Raw genomic sequence first — 19140 nt, 5'->3', positions numbered from 1 at the left:
TCCGGGCAGACGTTCGGCGGAGCGCACGGCCTCGTGGTAGACCGGACCCGGACAACGGGGCGGGTAGATCGACGGGGGATCCGTGCGGGGACGACGGCAGCTCAACTACCGGGACGCGGTGGCGATTCTGACCGGGGACGGCGCCGGTCTCGCCGCCGCGGACCGGGCGCTCGGGGGCGTGCTCTCGGTCGCCACGGGCGGCGTCAGCGACGCCGTGCTCAATCTCCTCGACGCCCAGGGGCGCGTGCTGCGGCTCGGCCGCGATCTGACGGCCGGGCTGCGCGGCGGACTCACCGAAGCCGACCGGGCCGGCCGGTCGGACCGGATCGTCGCCGCACACACCGTGATCACCATCACCGCCTGGTTCGAGGCGCTGGGCGAGACCGAACTGCCGTACCGGCTCCAGGATCTGGAGCTGACGGGCCGGGAGCAGGTGGCGATCACCGGCGACGGCGCACCGCCCGGCACCGGCTTCTTCGGCGCCCTGGTGGACTACCCGGTCCGGCCGCCCGCGCCCCATCTGCCGTACGAGGAGAACCTCGTCCGGGTCCGCGCCCGCTACACGGACTTCTCGAACGCCCTCGGTGACTTCGTCCGCGGTCTCGCGCTCTACGAGGCCCTCGACGAAGACGCCAGAAGCCGGGTGGGCGGGGCCGACGCAACGCTGGTCGCGCGCGCCACCGACCGCTATGAGGAGTTGTACGCCCGGCTGGCCCAGGACGTACCCGAATTCGGCTTCTGGTCCGGCCAGATCGACCACCAGGCCACCCGCAGCAGCATCCGCCGGTCCCTGAGCGGTATCGAGTCCGCGCTCACCGGGCTGAGTGCCGCCGCGGCCCCCCGCCATGCCGCCGCCGCCCTCATCACGGGCTACCGGGCCGCCCTCGACCGGCCCATCCTCTCCGAGGGGAACGCCCCCGCCGGGGTGACCCTGCCCAGCCTGGCCGAGGGCTATATCGACCCCCTGTTCCGGCTCCGCGAGGTCGTCCCCGGCCCCTCCGGACCCGCGGACGAGGACTGGTGGTCGGGGATCCCGGTCCGTTCCGATCTCACCGAATGCCTGGCCGCGCTGCTCACCCAGCCCTCCTGCACGCGGACCCCGCTGGTGGTCCTCGGACAGCCCGGCGCGGGCAAATCCGTGCTGGTCAAGATACTCGCGGCCCGGCTGCCGTCCGCCGGATACCTGCCGGTCAGGATCCTGCTGCGCGAGGTGCCCACCGATGTCGACGTCCAGGACCAGATCGAGTACGCGATCCGCGCCGCCACCGGTGAACGCGTCACCTGGCCGGAGCTGGTACGCGCCGCCGGTGACGCCGTACCCGTCCTCCTCTTCGACGGCTACGACGAACTCCTCCAGGCCACCGGCGTCAGCCAGTCCGACTTCCTCACCCGCGTCACCCGCTTCCAGCAGCGCGAGGCCGATCAGGGCCGCCCGGTCTACGCGGTGGTCACCAGCCGTACCGCCGTCGCGGACCGCCCCCGCTATCCGGAGGGCACGCTCGCGCTCCGCCTCGAACCCTTCAGCGCCGGACAGGTCGAGCTGTGGCTCGGCTGGTGGAACCGGATCAACGCCGACTACCTCGCGGCCCGAGGTCTGAGCCCGCTGCCCGCGGAGGTCGCCGTCCGGCACGGGGAGCTGGCTTCCCAGCCGCTGCTCCTGCTGATGCTCGCCCTGTACGACGGCGCCGAAAACGCCCTCCAGCGGGCGACCGACGGCACGGCCCCCTTCGACGAAGCCGCGCTCTACGAGGAGCTGCTGACCTCCTTCGCCACCCGCGAGGTCCTCAAGTCCGCTCCCGGCATCGGCGGGCGCGCCCTGGCGGACCGGGTCGAACAGGAGCTGCAACGGCTCTCCCTGATCTCCTTCGGTATGCTCAACCGCCGCCGCCAGTGGCTCACCGCCCAGGAGGCGGAGGCCGATCTCGCCGCCCTCCTCGGCCGGGTCGCGCCCGCGGGCGACGACTTCCAGGCACCGCTGAACCAGGGCGAGATCGCCCTCGGCCGGTTCTTCTTCGTCCAGCGCGCCCAGGCATACCGCGACGCGGAACGGCTCGCGACGTACGAGTTCCTCCATGCCACCTTCGGCGAGTACCTCGTCGCCCGGCTCGCCGTGCAGCTCCTGGAGGGGCTCCTCGGCCACCGCCCGGCGCTCGCCGTCGGCCGTACCCGAGTCGACGACGACCTGGTGTACGTCCTCCTCTCGTACGCCACCCTCGCCTCCCGGCAGGTCGTCCGCTTCGCCGCATCCCGGATCGCCCTGATCCCCGGGCCGGACCGGGAACGGCTCGGTGAACTGCTGCTGACCGTCCTCACCGACCACCGCACCCGCACCGAGCACCGCTACGCCGACTACCGCCCCGAGGTCCGGGCCACCTCCTCCCGGCACGGCCTCTACTCCGCGAACATCGTCCTGCTGACGGTCCATGTCACCGGCCGGCTCAAGGGCCACGAACTGTTCCCCGGCGCCGACAAGCCCGAGGCGCTCTGGCACCGCAGGGCCCTGCTCTGGCGGGCCGCGTTCCGGGAGGGCGAGTGGACGGACTTCGCGATGGCGCTCCGGCTGCGGCAGTCCTGGCACGGCGACCGGCAGGACCTGGAGATCGAACCGGCGTACGGAGACGGCCCGGAGCCGTCGGCGGTGGACGTGAACTGGCTGTTCAACCGGAACGCCCGTGAAGCGGAAGGGGAAGCCCTCGGGTTCATCCGCTCCCGCCCCGGGCAGATACGGCACAAGATGGTGGTTTCGGGCGGCGCCGGGGACGCCATCGTGCTCCATGCCGCCGATCCGTACTTCGAGATCCTCCCGGAGGCGGTGACCACGTTCATCGGCTCCGGCGGCGGACCCGCGACCTCACTGGCCCACCGGCTGACCAGGCTGGTGCTGCTCGGCGGCCTGGAGGGACACGACGAGGAGCTGGCGGAGGAGTACCGGCGGATCGCCGGATATCTGGACCCCGGCGCCGGAATCTCCGTCGACAGCACGGGCCGGGCAGCAGCCCGCGTCCTCGTCCTGCGCCAGTTGGAGCGGGATGTGGCCCGGATACCGGCGTCGACGGTGCTCCGGCTCACCGACCTCCACAGCATCGGCGCGAACATCGACGACATCCACGGGGCCCGGGTGCTCCTGCGCGGGTTGGAGACCCACCAGCGCCTCCGCCGCTACCGGGCGGCAGTGGCCGAGGCGCTCCTGGACCTGAAGCACAGGGACTGGGCAGAGGTGATGGACTTCTGCGAGGAGCCCCATGCGCCGCAGGCCCGTGCCCTCCTCCGCGACCTGCTGATCCGCAAGCTCGACCTGTACCGTCCGCCCCCGGCACAGGACGGCACGGCGCATCCCTTCACGGCCCGCGCGGAACGCTTCATCGAAGAGAACCGCCTGCTGACCACCCCCGCCGACCAGGCCCCGCCCCGCACCCCCGCCGATTAGTCCCCCGCCCGCCCCCGCCCGACAATGGACCCATGGCCCCACGACCTGCGCGCCCCCGGCGCGCCCCCGCCCCCGGCGCGCTCACCGCCGCCACGCCCTGTCCCTGCGGGCTGCCCGCCGCCTACGGCGAGTGCTGCGGACGGTTCCACGCCGGGAAGGCCCAGGCGCCCACCGCCGAGCTGCTGATGCGCTCCCGCTACAGCGCGTTCGTCGCCGGGGACACCGGGTATCTGCTGCGGACCTGGCATCCGGCCACCCGGCCGCCGGAGCTGGAACTCGACCCCCTGATGGTCTGGGAGGGCCTGGAGATCACCGCGACCACCGACGGCAGCCCCTTCCACACCGACGGCACGGTCACCTTCCGGGCCCGCTACCGCCACCGGGGCCAGCGCGGTGAACTGCACGAGCGCAGCACCTTCGGACGGGTGGACGGTGCCTGGGTGTACATCGACGGGACCTTCATCGAGTAGCGCCGGGACGGCCCGGGGTCAGTAACCGCTGCCCGGCAGGACCATCAACCGCGGGTTGTACGCCGCGAGCACCTTGTTCGCCCGAGCCACCTCCGACAGCAGCCGCTCCCGGTCCGCCGCCTGTTCGCCGTGGAGCGGACTGAGGAGCGTCCCCATCTCCCGGGCCGCGCTGTCCGCCTCCATCTCGGCCATCAGCACCCGTTCGGGCATACAGGAGCCGATCAGTGCCGCGACACGGTCGGGAATCGGTACGGGAACGAGCGGCGACGCGGTCACGGTGTCCAGTCCTTCTTCAGCTCCGGCCGTCACCGGCCGCCCCATGGAATGCCCCCTCGCCCGCGCGTGATCCGGCGCCTGGTGTGTGAGGGAGGGTTGCGTACGGCCGGTGCGCACGGCGGAGCTCGCCGCCCGGGCCCGTGCCATCGGCCGTACCGGCGACATACCTTACGACAATGTGCAGCGCACACCCGAATTGATCATCATACGACGTCGGGGAGTTGACCGCCAAAGCCGCCGCGCCCCGGGGACCGGCGGCCCGGAACCGAGAGAGTGTGGCGGAATACCCCGAGCGGATCCCACCGGGCCTTGACCCGCCGCAACGCGGCGGCGTTGTCCTTGAAATAGAGGGTCTGCCAGTCGATGCCGGAGGTGTTGAGCCCGGGGTCGGCGAGATCGCTGTCCGCGTAGTTGATGAACGCGCCGTCGCTGTCGCCGCCCGGCGCCGGGACTCCGCCGGTGTCCGCGTACACATCGCGGTACAGCGCCCGGATCCAGTCGAGGTGCGCCGCGTCGTCGGCCGGATCGTTCCAGGCGGTGAGGTAGAGGAGCTTGAGGACGGAGTCCCGCTGCGCGGCGGCCGTGGCGGCCGGGCGGACCGCGTTGACCTGCCCGCCGTAGGTGTTGAGGGTGACGCTGCCGTACACCGCGGTGTCGGTACGGCTCAGATGGTGGTGAACGGCAGCGAGCTGACGGGCCGTGAAGCGCCGTCGCAGATAGCCGGACTTGACCTTGATCCGGAGATCGCCGACCGCGTTCTCGCCGGAGCCGCGCAGGGCGGCCGTCAGCCACGGCATCCGGCGGGAGGTGACGGACACCGGCCGTACCGTGCCCTCCGACACCGCGGCCACCAGGCCGTCCAGCAGCCGGCCGGCCTCGGGGCCGTCCAGGGTGACCTGACCGAACAGTGACGGGCCGCCACCGGCGCTGCGGCGCCCCAGCGAGAACTCGGCGTACAGCGCGGCGGCGGGCGAGCCGGGGGCCGCGTTCCGCTCGGCCCAGCGGCCGTAGTTGTCGGCGAGGCGGACGAAGGCGGTCTCGTCGAGCGCGCCCCAGTCCCACTGCGCGCTGAAGGTGAGCGCGGTCGCGGGCGGAACCGGCAGCAGGCGCTCCGGCGGGGTGGCCGCGGTGGTACCGGGTGAGCGGAACCAGTAGCGGGTGGCGATGCCGAACGTACCGCCGCCCCCGCCGGTGTGCGCCCACCACAGATCGCGGGCCGGATCGCCGGGATCCCGGCGGGCGATCACGGCACGGGTCCGTCCGCCGCCGTCGACCACGACCGTCTGCACCGCGTACAGATGGTCGGACAGCAGTCCGTACAGCCGGCACAGCGGGCCGTACGCACCGCCGGGCACATGACCGCCCATCCCCACGTCGGGGCAGTAGCCGCCGGGCACGGTCACACCCCAGCCCAGATACAGCAGGCGGTGCACCTCTTCCAGGGTGGCCCCGGGCTCCACCGCGAAGGCGTGCAGCTCCGGGTCGTACGACACCGAGCGCATCCGCGCGGTGTCGACGAGGACCCGCACCCCCGGGTGGTCGGCGAAGTCCTCGAAGCAGTGGCCCCCGCTGCGGACCGCGATCCGGAGCCCGTCCCGGACCGCCTGCCGGACACAGCGGACCACCTGTGCCGTGGACTCCACCGGGCGCACTTCGCCGGGGGTGCCGCGGAAACGGTTGGCGCCGCGGCTGACGAGATGGCCGTACCGCGGATCGGCGGGGGTGACCCGGGGGGCCTCGGGGGCCGTCGGCGGGTGCGGGCCTGCCGCCCGCGCGGAACCGGACGGGAGGATCGTGCCCGCTGCCGTCAGGGCGGAGGCACCCAGCACACCGCGGCGACCTGGAAGCCCCCGGTCCGCTCCGGTCGCCGTCACGATGTCCGTCCCCGGTACCGCCGGGCCGGGCGCCGTAACGCCCCTTCGACGGCGCACTTCCGCTCGACCGCACCCGGCATCGGGCCTCCCCTCGGCACCCGGCACCATAGACCAACCGGGCAACAGGGGAAAGCACGCGCCCGGCATCCCGCCAGGGCGGGGCCCTTGCCGCACCGCGCCCGTGGTGGCTTGTCACGTACACCGTAAAATGCCGGTGTACAGCACATTTTCCGCCGCTCATCGGCACTCCGGCCGTTGGGCGGCTCGGTCACGCCCCGGGAGGCGACCATGGGCACTCGTCGGACCCCATTGCCGGGAGTCGGTACGCAATTCGACTTCACCACCGAGGCGGGTCGGCACATCTCCGTCGTCGTCCACCACGACGGCCGCCGGTTCCTGGGCTTCTACAAATCGGACGATCCCGACGCCTGTGTGGTGGAAGTCCCCCTCTCCTCGGAGGAGGCCACCGCGCTGGCGCACCTCATCGACCCCGAGCCGATCGACGCCGTCCGGACCGACGGCATCGACCTGGTGACGGAGCACATCCAGGTCGGCACCCGCTCCCCGTACATCGGGAGTCTGCTCGGGGAGACCAGGGCGCGTTCGCGGACGGGCGCCTCGGTCGTCGCCGTACTGCGGCGGACCGGTGCCCACCCGTCGCCCGCGCCGGACTTCCGGCTCGCGCTCGGGGACACCCTCGTCGCCGTCGGCACCCGTGAAGGCGTGGACGCCCTCGCCCAGCTCATCGCGGAAGGCTGATTCGTGCACGAGACCACGACCCTGCTGATAGAACTCGGCGCGATCATCCTCGGGCTGGGGCTGATCGGCCGCTTCGCGGGCCGGATAGGCCTCTCCCCCATCCCGCTGTATCTGCTGGTCGGACTCGCCTTCGGCACCGGCGGACTGCTGCCGATGAGCGCGAGTGAGGACTTCGTCGCCGTGGGCGCGGAGATCGGCGTCATCCTGCTGCTGCTTCTGCTCGGCCTGGAGTACAGCGCCTCCGAGCTGGTCGGCAGCCTCAAAACGCAGTATCCGTCCGGTCTGGTGGACTTCGTCCTCAACGCGCTGCCGGGTGCCGCGGCCGCGCTGCTGCTGGGCTGGGGCCCGGTCGCGGCGGTCGCGCTGGCGGGTGTCACCTGGATCTCGTCGTCCGGTGTGATCGCCAAGGTCCTCACGGATCTGGAGCGGCTCGGCAATCGCGAGACCCCCGTCGTCCTCGGGATCCTGGTGATGGAGGATCTCGCGATGGCGGTGTATCTGCCGCTGCTGACGGCCCTGCTGGCGGGCGTCGGTCTCGCGGGCGGCAGCGTCACCCTCCTCATCGCACTGGGCACCGTCGGCATCGTCCTCTATCTGGCGCTGCGCCACGGACGGATCATCAGCAAGGCGGTGAACTCCGACAATCCGGAGATGCTGCTGCTGGTGGTCCTCGGGCTGACCCTGCTGGTCGCGGGTGTCGCCGCGGAGTTGAAGGTGTCGGCGGCCGTCGGCGCGTTCCTGGTCGGTATCGCGCTCTCCGGGGAGGTCGCGGAGGGGGCCCGGAGGCTGCTGACACCGCTGCGGGACCTCTTCGCGGCCGTGTTCTTCGTCTTCTTCGGGCTGTCGACGGATCCGACCGAGATCCCGCCGGTGCTGCTGCCCGCCCTGCTGCTGGCGATCGTCACCGCGGCGACGAAGATCGCGACCGGCTGGTACGCGGCCCGCCGCGCGGGCATCGGCCCCAAGGGCCGGCTGCGGGCGGGCGGCGCGCTGGTGGCGCGCGGGGAGTTCTCCATCGTGATCGCGGGACTGGCGGTGGCGTCGGAGCCGAGGATCGGGCCGATCGCCACGGCGTACGTCCTGATCCTGGTGATCCTGGGACCGCTGGCCGCGCGCTGGACCGAGCCGCTGCTGCTGCGGTTCACCGAGTCCGGTAAGGCGTCCGTGGTGAAGGAGGTCCCGGTCGCGGCGGCGGAGCCGCACGCGCACCCGGTCGCCGTGGAGGACCCGGTGACGGGCCCGGCGGTGGATCCCGACCCGAAGTCCGCGACCGAACCGGCGTAGTCCGCGGGGCATCCCGGATGCAGACCGCCGTCTCCGGCCGGGGGCGGCGGTCTTCGCACGCCCGGGGCGGCGGGGCCGCCGCTCTCCTCCTGTCGGGACCGGGGGCTGCCGCTCGGGGCCGCCGCTCTCCTGCCGGGACCGGGGGCTGCCGTTCGGGGCCCGCCGTGCCGGGTCTCCCGCCCGCGACCGGGGGCTACCGCTCGGGCCCGCCGTGCCAGGTCTCCCACAGGGCCGCGTAGGCGCCGCCCGCCGCGACGAGTTCGTCGTGGGTGCCGAGTTCGGTCAGCCGGCCGTCCTCCATCACCGCCACCCGGTCGGCGTCGTGGGCGGTCTGAAGGCGGTGGGCGACGGCGATGACGGTACGGCCGCCGAGGACGGCGGCCAGCGCCCGTTCGGTGTGGCGGGCGGTGCGCGGGTCGAGCAGGGCGGTGGCCTCGTCGAGTACCAGGGTGTGGGGGTCGGCGAGCACCACCCGGGCCAGGGAGAGCTGCTGGGACCGGGCGCCGTCGAGGGTGTGCCCGCCGGGGCCGAGTTCGGTTCCGAGGCCGTGGGGCAGGGCGTCGGCCCAGCCCGCGGCGCCCACGGCGGCGAGGGCGGCCCGCAGCTCGTCGTCCCCGGCGCCGGGGGCGGCGATCCGCAGATTGTCGCGGACGGTGCCGAGGAAGATGTGGTGTTCCTGGGTGACGAGCGCGATATGGCGGCGGAGCTGCGCGGGGCCGAGTGCGGAGACCGGTACCCCGCCGACCGTGACCGAGCCGCGGTGCGGCGCGTCCAGACCTGCGAGCAGCCGTCCGAGGGTGGTCTTTCCCGCGCCGGACGGGCCGACGACGGCCAGGTGTTCGCCGGGGCGTACGGTCAGTTCGACGCCCTGTACGACGTCTCCCCCGCCGTCGTACGCGAAGTGGGCTCCCGCCACCACGATCCGCTGCCCGTCGGGATCGGGCGCCTCGCCGTCCCGGTCGGTACGGGGGATCAGGCCGAGGCCCTCGACCCGGGCGAAGGCCACCCCGCCGCTCTGGAGCTGCTCGACCCTCATGAGGAGGGCATCGAGCGGCTGGGCCAGCCGGTGGAGATAGAGGGTGGCGGCCACGGCGGCACCGAGGGTGACGGTCCCCGTTTCGACGAGGACGGTGCCGAGCAGCAGGACGACCGCCACCGGGACGAGGTAGGCGATATCGATACCGGGGAAGAAGACACACCGGAGGTAGAGGGTCCGGAAGCGGGTGCGCAGACAGTCCCGGACCGCGGCCTCGGCCGCTTCGGTGCGCTCCCGCTGGAGCCCGAGGGCCTCGACGGTCCGGGATCCGGCCGCGGTCACGGCGAGTTCCTCCGCGAGTGCCGAGTTCGCCGTGCCCTCCTCGTGATAGGCGGTTCCGGCGCGGCGCAGATACCAGCGGGTGGCCAGCCAGACCCCGATCAGGCTCAACAGGCCGACGGCGCCGAGCAGGGGGTCGAGGGCGAAGACGGCGCCGATGACGAACAGCGACTGGACGCCGTTGACGAGGGCGTCGGGGACGGCGTCGCGCAGGGTGACGCCGACGATCGCGATATCCGTGGTGCCACGGTTGGTGAGATCGCCCGTACCGGCGCGTTCGACAACGGACGCGGGGGCGGCGATGGCGCGTTCCGCGTACTCCTCCCGGACCCGGGCGAGGCTCCGTTCGCCGAAGCGGTGGCCGGCCAGCCCGGCCCAGCGGACCAGCAGGAGCTGTACGGCGGCGAAGCCGACGATGGCGAGGGCCAGCCGGTCGACGGTGGCGACCCCGGCTCCGCCGCGTACCTCGTCGACGATCCGGCCGACCAGCCAGGGGGCGGCGAGACCGGTCCCGGCGGCCAGGAAGTTGAGGAGCAGCACCACGGCGAAGGCGCGCCGGTCGGCATGGATCAGGCGCAGGCCCGCCCGGAGGACTTGGGCGCCGGTGGCGACGGGCAGTGCGGATGTGTCCTCGGGGGCGGCGATCCGGAGGGGGACGCTCATCGGGCGGCCCCGGTCCGCTCCGGGGCGCCGCGTCCGCCGGGCCGGGGCCCGGTTCCTGTCCCTGTCCCTGGTCCCGTTCCTGTCCCTGGTTCCGGTGCTGTCCCTGGTTCCGGTGCTGTCCCTGTCCCTGTCCCTGTCCCTGTCCCGGTTGCTGTCCCTGTCCCTGGTTCCGTTGCTGTCCCGTCGGGTTCTTCCGCTCCCCGGGCCACGAGCGCCCGGTATCCGGCGTGGCGGGCGAGGAGTTCGCGGTGGCTGCCGGTGGCGGCGACCGTGCCGTCGACCAGATAGTGCACGGTGTCGGCCCGGTCGAGCAGCAGCGGGGAGGTGGTGGTGACCACGGTGGTGCGGCCCTGCCGGGCGGCGGCGAGGCCGGTGGCCGCGGCGGCTTCGGTGTGGGCGTCCAGCGCAGAGGTGGGTTCGACGGCGATCAGGACTTCGGGTTCGGCGAGGAGGGCGCGGGCGAGGCGGATCCGCTGGCGCTGGCCGCCCGAGAGGTTACGGCCGCCGGACCGGACCGGGGCGTCCAGTCCGCCGGGCAGCCCGCGGACGATGTCATGGGCGAAGGCAGCCTCCAGCGCCTGGGTGATCCGGTCGTCGGCGCGGTCGTGGCGGCCGGAGAGCACCTTCCGCAGGGGTCCGGCGAAGAGTGCCGCGTCGTTGTCGGCGACGAGGATCCGCTCCCGTACGGCAGCGAGGTCGATCCGGTCGAGCCGGACGCCGCCCCAGGTGGTGGCGGAGCCGGTGAACCCGGCGATACGGTCCGCGACCAGGGCCGTTTCGGCGGGCCGGTCCGAGACGAGTGCGGTGAAGGTGCCGGGGGCGACGGTGGCCCCGGAGTCCGGGTCGTGGAGGGCCGCGGGCCCGTCGGGCGGCGGCAGCGCGGCACCGGGTTCGGCGTGGCGGGTGTCGGGTTCGAGGGCGAGGAAGCCGAGTACGCGGCGGGCCGCGACAAGGCCCCGGCTGATGTCGTCACCGCATTCGATGAGGTACGAGACGGAGATGTTGAGGACCGCGGTGTAGCCGTAGACGGCGACGAGTTCACCGACGGTCAGCCGGCCCTGGGCCGTCATCCGGGCGGCGATCCAGGTGATGACGGCGAGGAAGAGGGTGGGCAGTCCGACCGCGAGGGCGCCGATCCAGCTCGTGACGGCCCCGACGCGGTAGCCCTCGTCGCGCAGGGCGCGGGAGCCGTGCCGGTAGCGGGCGGCGTACTCGTCCTTGCCGCCGATGGCGTTGAGGACGTGCAGTCCGCCCGCGATATCGCCGAAGCGGGCGGCGAGTTCGCCCTGCCGGGTGCGGTAGACGGCTTCGGTGCTCTGGAGGCGGCCGAGGAGGGGGCCGACGCAGAGCGCTATGACCGGAACGCCGAGCAGGACGACGGCGGCGAGCGGCGGGGAGACGGCGAACAGCAGGAAGGCGACGAGGCCCAGGGCAATCAGGCTGCCGATGCCGGGGCCGAGGAAGGTGAGGGTGTTGCCGATGGTGGCCGCGTCCCCGAGGCCGACGGTGACGATCTCCCCGGCGCCGACGCGCCGTTGCAGGGCCGCGCCGAGTGCGGTGGAGTGGCGGACGACGACGCGTACGGTCCGGAAGGCGGCGTCGATCCGGACCCGGGCCATGGTGCGGTGGCGCAGGGTGCCGAAGAGGGCGGTGAGCGCGCCGGCGGCGAGGAGGGCGGCGACCCAGGCCGCGGTGGTGCCGCGGTCGCCGCCCTCCAGTCCGTCGTCGACGGCGCGGGACATCAGATACGGCATCAGGATCAGTCCGCCGAGCCAGAGGGTGGCGAAGAGGGCTCCGGAGGCGATCCGCCGGGGCTGCCGGGCCGCGGTCCAGCGCAGATAGCGTACGGGTCCTTCGCGGTCGCGGGCGCCCGGACTCCCGCCCGTACCGAGCCCCGCCGCGGCCTTCCGCTTTCCGTCCCCGGACCGTCTGCTTCGGCGCATGCGCATGGGGACACAGTAGAAGGCGGGGATATGGGGGTACGAGTCGATTTCACCGCCGTCGGAAACCCGTCACCGGAGGTTGCGGGTGCTGCCGGGCAGCACCCGCAACCGTGCCGGGGGCGCCCGTCAGCCCTGCCCGGCCAGCTTCTTCAGGGCCGTGTTGAGTTCGAGGACGTTGACCCTCGGCTCCCCGACGAACCCGAGGATCCGGCCGCTGGTGTGGTCCTTCACCAGTTTCTCCACCCGGTCGGCGTCGAGCTTGTTGCGTTCCGCGACCCGCTGGACCTGGAGGTCCGCGTACTCGGGAGAGATATGCGGGTCGAGACCCGAACCGGAGGAGGTGACGGCGTCCGGCGGGATGTCCGAGGGCTTCGGGCGGTAGCCGGGGGTGGTGTTGTCCGCGATGACCGCCGCCTTGGCGTCCTTCACCCACTGGAGCAGCTCGGTGTTGTTCCCGGCCCGGTTGGTGGCGCCCGAAAGGATCAGCGAGTACTGGGTGTTGACGCTGTTGCTGCCGAGGCCGTTGGCCGGGCGGGGCTGGAACCAGCGCAGGTCGGGGCGGGGTGCCTCGTCGGGATCGTCGGGGTTCTGCTTCGGCAGGTGGTACTGCTGGCCGATCAGGGACGAGCCGACGACCTTGCCGTCGGACGTTATCTCGGAGCCGTTGGCCTGTTCCTTGAAAAGAGTCTGGGCGACCCCGGTGACGGCGAGCGGGTAGAGGACGCCGCAGACGACGGTCAGGACGAGGAGGGCCCGCAGGCCGGCCGAGAGGAGCCGTCCCGTGTTCCGTACGGAGGTGTTCATGGTCGTCACCCGATGCCAGGGATAGCGGAGATGATGAGGTCGAGGAGTTTGATGCCGATGAAGGGGGCGATCAGTCCGCCGAGCCCGTAGATCCCGAGGTTGCGGCGGAGCATCTTGTCGGCGCTGGTGGGCCGGTAGCGCACCCCGCGCAGGGCGAGGGGCACCAGGGCGATGATGATCAGCGCGTTGAAGACGACGGCCGACAGGATCGCGGACTCCGGCGAGTCGAGCCGCATGATGTTGAGGGTGTCGAGGCCGGGGTAGGCGGCCGTGAAGATGGCCGGGATGATCGCGAAGTACTTGGCGACGTCGTTGGCGATGGAGAAGGTGGTCAGCGCGCCCCGGGTGATCAGCAGTTGTTTGCCGATCTCGACGATCTCGATGAGTTTGGTGGGGTTGGAGTCCAGGTCCACCATGTTCCCGGCCTCCTTGGCGGCCGAGGTTCCGGTGTTCATCGCGACGCCGACGTCGGCCTGGGCGAGTGCCGGGGCGTCGTTGGTGCCGTCGCCGGTCATGGCGACGAGCTTGCCGCCCGCCTGCTCCCGTTTGATGAGGGCCATCTTGTCCTCGGGGGTGGCCTCGGCGAGGAAGTCGTCGACGCCCGCCTCCTCGGCGATGGCCCTGGCCGTCAGCGGGTTGTCGCCCGTGATCATGACGGTTTTGATGCCCATGCGGCGCAGTTCTTCGAACCGGTCGCGCATGCCTTCCTTGACGACGTCCTTGAGGTGGATGACGCCCAGGATCCGGGCGCCCTCCCGGTCCTCGACGGCGACCAGCAGCGGCGTACCGCCCGCGCCGGCGATCTCGTCGGTGAGCCGTTCGGCGTCCTCCGCGACCTCGCCGCCCTGTTCCTGTACCCACTTCACCACCGATCCGGCGGCACCCTTGCGGATCTTGCGGCCGTCGACGTCGACGCCGGACATCCGGGTCTGCGCGGTGAAGGCGATCCACTCGGCGTGGTCGAGTTCGCCCCGGTGGCGCTCGCGCAGTCCGTACTTCTCCTTCGCGAGGACGGTGACGGAGCGGCCTTCGGGGGTTTCGTCCGCCAGCGACGACAGCTGGGCGGCGTCCGCGAGTTCGGCGGCGGTGCAGCCGCGGACCGGGACGAACTCGGCGGCCTGCCGGTTGCCGAGGGTGATGGTGCCGGTCTTGTCGAGGAGCAGGGTCGACACATCGCCCGCGGCCTCGACGGCCCGTCCGGACATGGCGAGGACGTTCCGCTGGACGAGCCGGTCCATGCCGGCGATGCCGATGGCGGAGAGCAGGGCGCCGATGGTGGTCGGGATGAGGCAGACCAGCAGCGCGCTGAGCACGATCATCGACGTCTGCTCGTCGGCGCCCGCGTGGACCGCGAACGGTTTGAGGGTGACGACGGCCAGCAGGAAGACGACGGTCAGCGAGGCCAGCAGGATGTTGAGGGCGATCTCGTTGGGCGTCTTCTGCCGGGAGGCGCCTTCGACGAGGCCGATCATCCGGTCGATGAAGGTCTCGCCCGGCTTGGTGGTGATCCTGACGACGATCCGGTCGGAGAGGACCTTGGTGCCGCCGGTGACCGCGCTGCGGTCGCCGCCGGACTCCCGGATGACGGGCGCGGACTCGCCGGTGATGGCGGATTCGTCGACCGAGGCGACGCCTTCGACGACATCGCCGTCACCGGGGATGACGTCCCCGGCCTCGCAGACGACCAGATCCCCGATGCGCAGGTCGGTGCCGGGTACCTGTTCCTCCGTCGTACCGGTGATCCGGCGTGCGACGGTGTCGGTCTTCGCCTTGCGCAGGGTGTCGGCCTGGGCCTTGCCGCGCCCTTCGGCAACGGCCTCGGCGAGATTGGCGAAGATCACCGTAAGCCAGAGCCAGCCGGTGATCGCCCAGCCGAACCAGTCGCCGGGGTTCGCCAGGGAGAGCCCGGTGGTCAGTACGGAGCCGATCAGCACCACGAACATGACCGGGGCCTTGACCATGGTCCGCGGGTCGAGTTTGCGCAGCGCGACGGGGAGGGAGACGAGGAGCTGCCGGGGGTCGAAGAGGCCGCCGCCGACCCGGCCGCCGGGCGGCTGATGGCCGGTGGGCACGTCCGCGTGGGGCGCCCTGGAGGGAGTTATCGTGCTCATGACGCAAGCCCTTCGGCGAGCGGGCCCAGCGCGAGGGCCGGGAAGTAGGTGAGTCCGGTGAGGATGAGGATCGTGCCGACCAGCAGCCCGGTGAAGAGCGGTTTCTCGGTACGGAGAGTGCCCGCGGTGGCGGGTACGGGCCGCTGCTCGGCCAGCGAGCCGGCCAGGGCGAGGACGAGGACCATCGGCAGGAACCGGCCCAGCAGCATCGCGATGCCGATGGTCGTGTTGAACCATTCGGTGTCGGCGTTGAGTCCGGCGAAGGCCGAGCCGTTGTTGTTGGCGCCCGAGGTGTAGGCGTACAGGATCTCGGAGAATCCGTGCGCGCCCGAGCCCGCGACCGCGTTGGCCGCGGTGTTGGTCATCGAGTCCGGCGGGGTCGGCAGGGCGATCGCGAGGGCGGTGAAGCCGAGGACCAGGACCGGGGTGACGAGGATGTAGCAGGCGGCGAATTTGATCTCGCGGGTGCCGATCTTCTTGCCCAGGTACTCGGGGGTCCGGCCGACCATCAGTCCGGCGATGAAGACCGCGATGATCGCCATGATCAGCATTCCGTACAGTCCCGAGCCGACGCCGCCGGGGGCGATCTCGCCGAGCTGCATGCCCAGCATCGTGATGCCGCCGCCGAAGCCGGTGTAGGAGGAGTGGAAGCTGTTGACCGCTCCGGTGGAGGTGAGGGTGGTGGCCACGGCGAAGATCGCCGAGCCGCCGATGCCGAAGCGGACCTCCTTGCCCTCGTAGGCGCCGCCCGCCTCCTGGAAGGCCGGGCCCTGGTGGGCGAACTCGGTCCACATCATCAGGGCGGTGAAGCCGACCCAGATGAGCGCCATCGTGCCGAGGATCGCGTACCCCTGCTTGACGCTGCCGGTCATCCGGCCGAACGTCCGGGTGAGGGAGAACGGGATCAGCAGGATGAGGAAGATCTCCAGCAGGTTGGAGAGCGGGTTGGGGTTCTCGAAGGGGTGGGCGGAGTTGGCGTTGAAGTAGCCGCCGCCGTTGGTGCCCAGCTCCTTGATGGCTTCCTGGGAGGCGACCGCTCCGCCGTTCCACTGCTGGCTGCCGCCCATGAACTGGCCGACGCCGTGGATTCCGGAGAAGTTCTGGATGGCGCCCAGCGCCACCAGGACGATCGCGCCGACCACGGAGATCGGCAGCAGGATGCGGACCACGCCGCGTACCAGGTCGGACCAGAAGTTGCCCAGTTCACCGGTGCGGCTGCGGGCGAAGCCGCGGACCAGGGCGACCGCGACCGCCATGCCGACGGCTGCGGAGACGAAGTTCTGGACCGCGAGGCCGCCCGTCTGGACGACGTGGCCCATGGCCTGCTCGCCGTAGTAGGACTGCCAGTTGGTGTTGGCGACGAAGGAGGCGGCCGTGTTGAACGCCTGGTCCGGGTCGATCGACTGGAAGCCGAGGGATCCGGGCAGCGAACCCTGCACCCGCTGGAGCAGGTAGAGGAAGAGGACCGATACGGCGGAGAAGGCCAGGATCCCGCGGAGGTAGGCGGTCCAGCGCATCTCCGTGTTCGGGTCGGCGCCTATGCCCTTGTAGATCCACTTCTCGACCCGCAGATGCTTGTCGGAGGAGTAGACCCTGGCCATGTAGTCGCCGAGGGGACGGTGCACCAGCGCGAGCGCGGCGATCAGCGCCAGCAGCTGGAGTACGCCGGCAAGTACGGAACTCATGTCGGGGCTAGAACCTCTCCGGGTACAGGAGGGCGAGGACGAGATAGCCCAGAAGGGCGACGGCGACGATCAGGCCGACGATGTTCTCGGTGGTCACAGCTTCGCCACCCCCTTGGCGATGACGGCCACCAGCGCGAACACCGCGATCGTGGTGACGACGAAGGCCACATCGGCCATCGTGAGCTCCTGTTTTCTGCTCGAACTGCTCGGTTTCGGACTGTTCGAGGAAACCCCGTTTCGGACGGTTCGCGGTCTTCGTTGACACGTCCCTTACGGCGCGGTGACCGCTCTTGACGCGTCCTGTACGGAGTCCGTACGCGCTGCCGGGAACAGAGGGCCGGGTGAGGATGACAGGAACCACACGGCGGGCCGCGGAACGTCACAATCCGGCCGGAGAGTCCTGGAGCACGGATGAGCGGAGCGGGTACGAGCGGACCGGAGGCCCCCGCCGGTGCGCCGGGCGGCAGCGGTACGGCCGCCGCCCGCTGCCGTGCCTGGCTGCTCAGCGGACTCAGCGAGCAGACCGCCCGCCTGCCGGGACCGCACGGCACGCCGCCCGCCGACGGCGGGGGCCACCGCTGGTACCGGGTGATGTGCCTGACCGGTGTCGACTACTTCTCCAGCCTCGGCTACGCCCCCGGCATCGCGGTCCTCGCCGCCGGTCTGGTCTCCCCGCTGGCGACCCTGGTGCTGATCGCCCTGACCCTCTTCGGCGCCCTCCCCGTCTACCGCCGGGTGGCCCGCCGGTCACCGCACGGCGAGGGCTCCATTGCCATGCTGGAGCGGCTGCTGCCCTGGTGGACGGGGAAGCTGCTGGTCCTCGTCCTGCTGGGGTTCGCGGCCACCGACTTCATCATCACCATCACCCTGTCGGCCGCCGACGCCTCGGCGCATATCGTCGAGAACCCGTACGCCCCGTCCTTTCTGCACGGCGAGAACCTCTGGATCACCCTGGGCCTCATCGGTCTCCTCGGCGTGGTCTTCCTGAAGGGCTTCCGCGAGGCCATCGGGGTCGCCGTCCCCCTGGTGGCCGTCTATCTGCTGCTCAATCTGGTGGTGGTCGTCGCATCGGCGGCCCGGATCCTGACCGAACCCGTCGTCGTCGGCGACTGGTGGCACGCGATGCTCGCCGAGCACTCGTCGCCGCTGGCCGCGGTCGGGGTGGCGCTGATCGTCTTCCCGAAGCTGGCGCTGGGGATGTCCGGTTTCGAAACCGGCGTCGCGGTGATGCCGCAGATCAAAGGCGCTCCCGGCGATACGTACGAGAATCCGGCCGGACGGATCCGCGACACCCGCAAGCTGCTCACCACCGCCGCGCTGATCATGAGCAGCTTTCTGCTGCTGTCCAGCCTGAGCACGGTGATGCTGATCCCCGAGCCGGCCTTCGAGTCCGGTGGCCCGGCGAACGGCCGCGCCTTGGCCTACCTCGCCCATCAGGAGCTGGGCGAGGTCTTCGGGACGGTGTACGACGTCTCGACGATCTGCATCCTGTGGTTCGCCGGTGCCTCGGCGCTCGCCGGGCTGCTCAACCTGGTCCCCCGCTTCCTCCCCCGCTACGGCATGGCACCCGAATGGACCAGGGCGGTCCGTCCGCTCGTGCTGGTCTTCATGGCCATCGCCACCGGCATCACGCTCTACTTCGACGCGAACGTCGACAAGCAGAGCGGGGCGTACGCCACCGGGGTGCTGGTGCTGATGCTGTCGGCCGCCCTGGCGGTCACCGTCTTCGCCCATCAGGCCGGGGACCGGCGGGCGGGGATCGGCTTCGGCGCCATCACCGCCGTCTTCCTCTACACCACGGTCACCAATGTCATCGAACGCCCCGACGGCATCAAGATCGCCGGGCTGTTCATCCTGGCCATCCTGGTGACGTCCTTCGCCTCCCGGGTGCACCGGGCGTTCGAGCTGCGGGCGGCGGACGTCGTCTTCGACAGTACGGCGGAGCGCCTGGTCCACGAGGCCGCGGCGAAGGGCCCGCTGCTGATCGTGGCCAGCGACCCGACCGAGCACACCAAGGCGGAGTACCGGGCGAAGGAGTACCGCAAACGCGAGGAGACCCATATCCCCAGCAAACGGCCGCTGCTCTTCCTGGAGGTCGTCATCAGGGACTCGTCGGACTTCACCGAGGAGCTGGTGGTCCACGGCTCCGAGCGGTTCGGGATCCGGCGGCTCCGGGTCGCGGGCCCGACCGTACCGAACACGATCGCGGCGGTCCTGATGCGGCTGCGGGACGAGACCGGGGGGATCCCCCACGCGTACTTCACCTGGACCGAGGGCCATCCGGTGAGCCATCTGCTGAAATTCCTGGTCTTCGGCGAGGGCGAGACGGCCCCGGTGGTCCGCGAGGTCCTCCGCCGCGCGGAACCGGACCCGGCCCGCCGCCCCAGGGTGCACGTGGGCTGAACTCCGCCCCGGCCCCGGATCCGACATGAGCTGAACCCCGCCTCCGGCGCCCCGGGGTCAGGGTTCCGAGGCCGCCCGGCATACGAGGCGGGCCGCTCGTCCCACCCCGCCTGCCGCTCACCGCAC

The 19140-nt window shown here is 71.7% G+C and carries 14 protein-coding genes; 6 read left to right on the top strand and 8 right to left on the bottom strand.

Going from position 1 to position 19140, the window contains the following annotated elements:
- Window positions 1-82: 82 nt before the first annotated feature.
- Window positions 83-3427, top strand: a complete 3345-nt coding sequence (locus ACIQ9E_RS03000; RefSeq protein WP_403700953.1) for an NACHT domain-containing protein — start codon at window positions 83-85, stop codon at window positions 3425-3427.
- Window positions 3428-3459: 32 nt separating this feature from the next.
- Window positions 3460-3897, top strand: a complete 438-nt coding sequence (locus ACIQ9E_RS02995; RefSeq protein WP_403700951.1) for a YchJ family protein — start codon at window positions 3460-3462, stop codon at window positions 3895-3897.
- A gap of 18 nt (window positions 3898-3915) precedes the next feature.
- On the opposite strand, the gene ACIQ9E_RS02990 is transcribed toward ACIQ9E_RS02995, so the two are convergent.
- Window positions 3916-4173 carry a hypothetical protein gene (locus ACIQ9E_RS02990; RefSeq protein WP_403700948.1) on the bottom strand — a complete coding sequence of 86 codons (258 nt, stop codon included), beginning with the start codon at window positions 4171-4173 and terminating at the stop codon, window positions 3916-3918.
- A gap of 203 nt (window positions 4174-4376) precedes the next feature.
- On the bottom strand, window positions 4377-6002 hold the full coding sequence (locus tag ACIQ9E_RS02985) for an FAD-binding oxidoreductase (RefSeq protein ID WP_403700945.1): 1626 nt from the start codon (window positions 6000-6002) through the stop codon (window positions 4377-4379).
- Window positions 6003-6335: 333 nt separating this feature from the next.
- Here ACIQ9E_RS02985 and ACIQ9E_RS02980 point away from each other — a divergent pair, with 333 nt between their 5' ends.
- On the top strand, window positions 6336-6806 hold the full coding sequence (locus ACIQ9E_RS02980; RefSeq protein ID WP_403700942.1) for a cation:proton antiporter regulatory subunit: 471 nt from the start codon (window positions 6336-6338) through the stop codon (window positions 6804-6806).
- A gap of 3 nt (window positions 6807-6809) precedes the next feature.
- The gene (locus tag ACIQ9E_RS02975) at window positions 6810-8090 is read left to right on the top strand and encodes a cation:proton antiporter (RefSeq protein ID WP_403700939.1); all 1281 of its coding nucleotides are present in this window, start codon (window positions 6810-6812) and stop codon (window positions 8088-8090) included.
- 193 nt (window positions 8091-8283) lie between these two features.
- On the opposite strand, the gene ACIQ9E_RS02970 is transcribed toward ACIQ9E_RS02975, so the two are convergent.
- From ACIQ9E_RS02970 to kdpF, 6 genes are all read right to left on the bottom strand, one after another.
- Window positions 8284-10068 (bottom strand): ABC transporter ATP-binding protein, encoded by a 1785-nt coding sequence (locus ACIQ9E_RS02970; RefSeq protein ID WP_403700936.1) that lies wholly within the window; start codon window positions 10066-10068, stop codon window positions 8284-8286.
- On the bottom strand, window positions 10065-12011 hold the full coding sequence (locus ACIQ9E_RS02965) for an ABC transporter ATP-binding protein (RefSeq protein ID WP_403701338.1): 1947 nt from the start codon (window positions 12009-12011) through the stop codon (window positions 10065-10067). The genes ACIQ9E_RS02970 and ACIQ9E_RS02965 overlap by 4 nt, the downstream gene beginning before the upstream one ends.
- 126 nt (window positions 12012-12137) lie before the next feature.
- The gene (locus ACIQ9E_RS02960) at window positions 12138-12815 is read right to left on the bottom strand and encodes a potassium-transporting ATPase subunit C (RefSeq protein WP_403700933.1); all 678 of its coding nucleotides are present in this window, start codon (window positions 12813-12815) and stop codon (window positions 12138-12140) included.
- A gap of 5 nt (window positions 12816-12820) precedes the next feature.
- A complete protein-coding gene (gene kdpB, locus ACIQ9E_RS02955; RefSeq protein WP_403700931.1) occupies window positions 12821-14926 on the bottom strand; it encodes a potassium-transporting ATPase subunit KdpB in 2106 nt (701 codons plus the stop codon).
- Window positions 14923-16611 (bottom strand): potassium-transporting ATPase subunit KdpA, encoded by a 1689-nt coding sequence (gene kdpA, locus ACIQ9E_RS02950; protein ID WP_403700928.1) that lies wholly within the window; start codon window positions 16609-16611, stop codon window positions 14923-14925. The genes kdpB and kdpA overlap by 4 nt, the downstream gene beginning before the upstream one ends.
- Window positions 16612-16618: 7 nt before the next feature.
- Window positions 16619-16708, bottom strand: coding sequence for a K(+)-transporting ATPase subunit F (gene kdpF / locus ACIQ9E_RS02945; protein WP_146483195.1), 90 nt, complete (start codon window positions 16706-16708; stop codon window positions 16619-16621).
- Between the two features lie 21 nt (window positions 16709-16729).
- Between kdpF and ACIQ9E_RS02940 the strand changes: the two genes are divergently transcribed.
- Window positions 16730-16873, top strand: a complete 144-nt coding sequence (locus ACIQ9E_RS02940) for a hypothetical protein (RefSeq protein ID WP_403700925.1) — start codon at window positions 16730-16732, stop codon at window positions 16871-16873.
- Window positions 16874-17022: 149 nt separating this feature from the next.
- Entirely contained in the window at window positions 17023-19014 is a 1992-nt protein-coding gene (locus ACIQ9E_RS02935; RefSeq protein WP_403700923.1) for an amino acid transporter, read from the top strand.
- The last annotated feature ends 126 nt before the right edge of the window (window positions 19015-19140 follow it).

The sequence above is a fragment of the Streptomyces sp. NPDC094448 genome, assembly GCF_044763775.1.
In the GTDB taxonomy this organism is placed as follows: domain Bacteria; phylum Actinomycetota; class Actinomycetes; order Streptomycetales; family Streptomycetaceae; genus Streptomyces.
This window is presented reverse-complemented; position numbering and strand designations above follow the sequence as displayed.

What these genes read in the sequence shown, in the direction of transcription:
- ACIQ9E_RS02970 (WP_403700936.1), bottom strand. Translation starts at nt 10,068, where the DNA reads ATGAGCGTCCCCCTCCGGATCGCCGCCCCCGAGGACACATCCGCACTG.
- ACIQ9E_RS02995 (WP_403700951.1), top strand. Translation starts at nt 3,460, where the DNA reads ATGGCCCCACGACCTGCGCGCCCCCGGCGCGCCCCCGCCCCCGGCGCG.
- ACIQ9E_RS02965 (WP_403701338.1), bottom strand. Translation starts at nt 12,011, where the DNA reads ATGCGCCGAAGCAGACGGTCCGGGGACGGAAAGCGGAAGGCCGCGGCG.
- kdpA (WP_403700928.1), bottom strand. Translation starts at nt 16,611, where the DNA reads ATGAGTTCCGTACTTGCCGGCGTACTCCAGCTGCTGGCGCTGATCGCC.
- ACIQ9E_RS02980 (WP_403700942.1), top strand. Translation starts at nt 6,336, where the DNA reads ATGGGCACTCGTCGGACCCCATTGCCGGGAGTCGGTACGCAATTCGAC.
- ACIQ9E_RS02935 (WP_403700923.1), top strand. Translation starts at nt 17,023, where the DNA reads ATGAGCGGAGCGGGTACGAGCGGACCGGAGGCCCCCGCCGGTGCGCCG.
- ACIQ9E_RS02940 (WP_403700925.1), top strand. Translation starts at nt 16,730, where the DNA reads ATGACGGCCACCAGCGCGAACACCGCGATCGTGGTGACGACGAAGGCC.
- ACIQ9E_RS02960 (WP_403700933.1), bottom strand. Translation starts at nt 12,815, where the DNA reads ATGAACACCTCCGTACGGAACACGGGACGGCTCCTCTCGGCCGGCCTG.
- kdpB (WP_403700931.1), bottom strand. Translation starts at nt 14,926, where the DNA reads ATGAGCACGATAACTCCCTCCAGGGCGCCCCACGCGGACGTGCCCACC.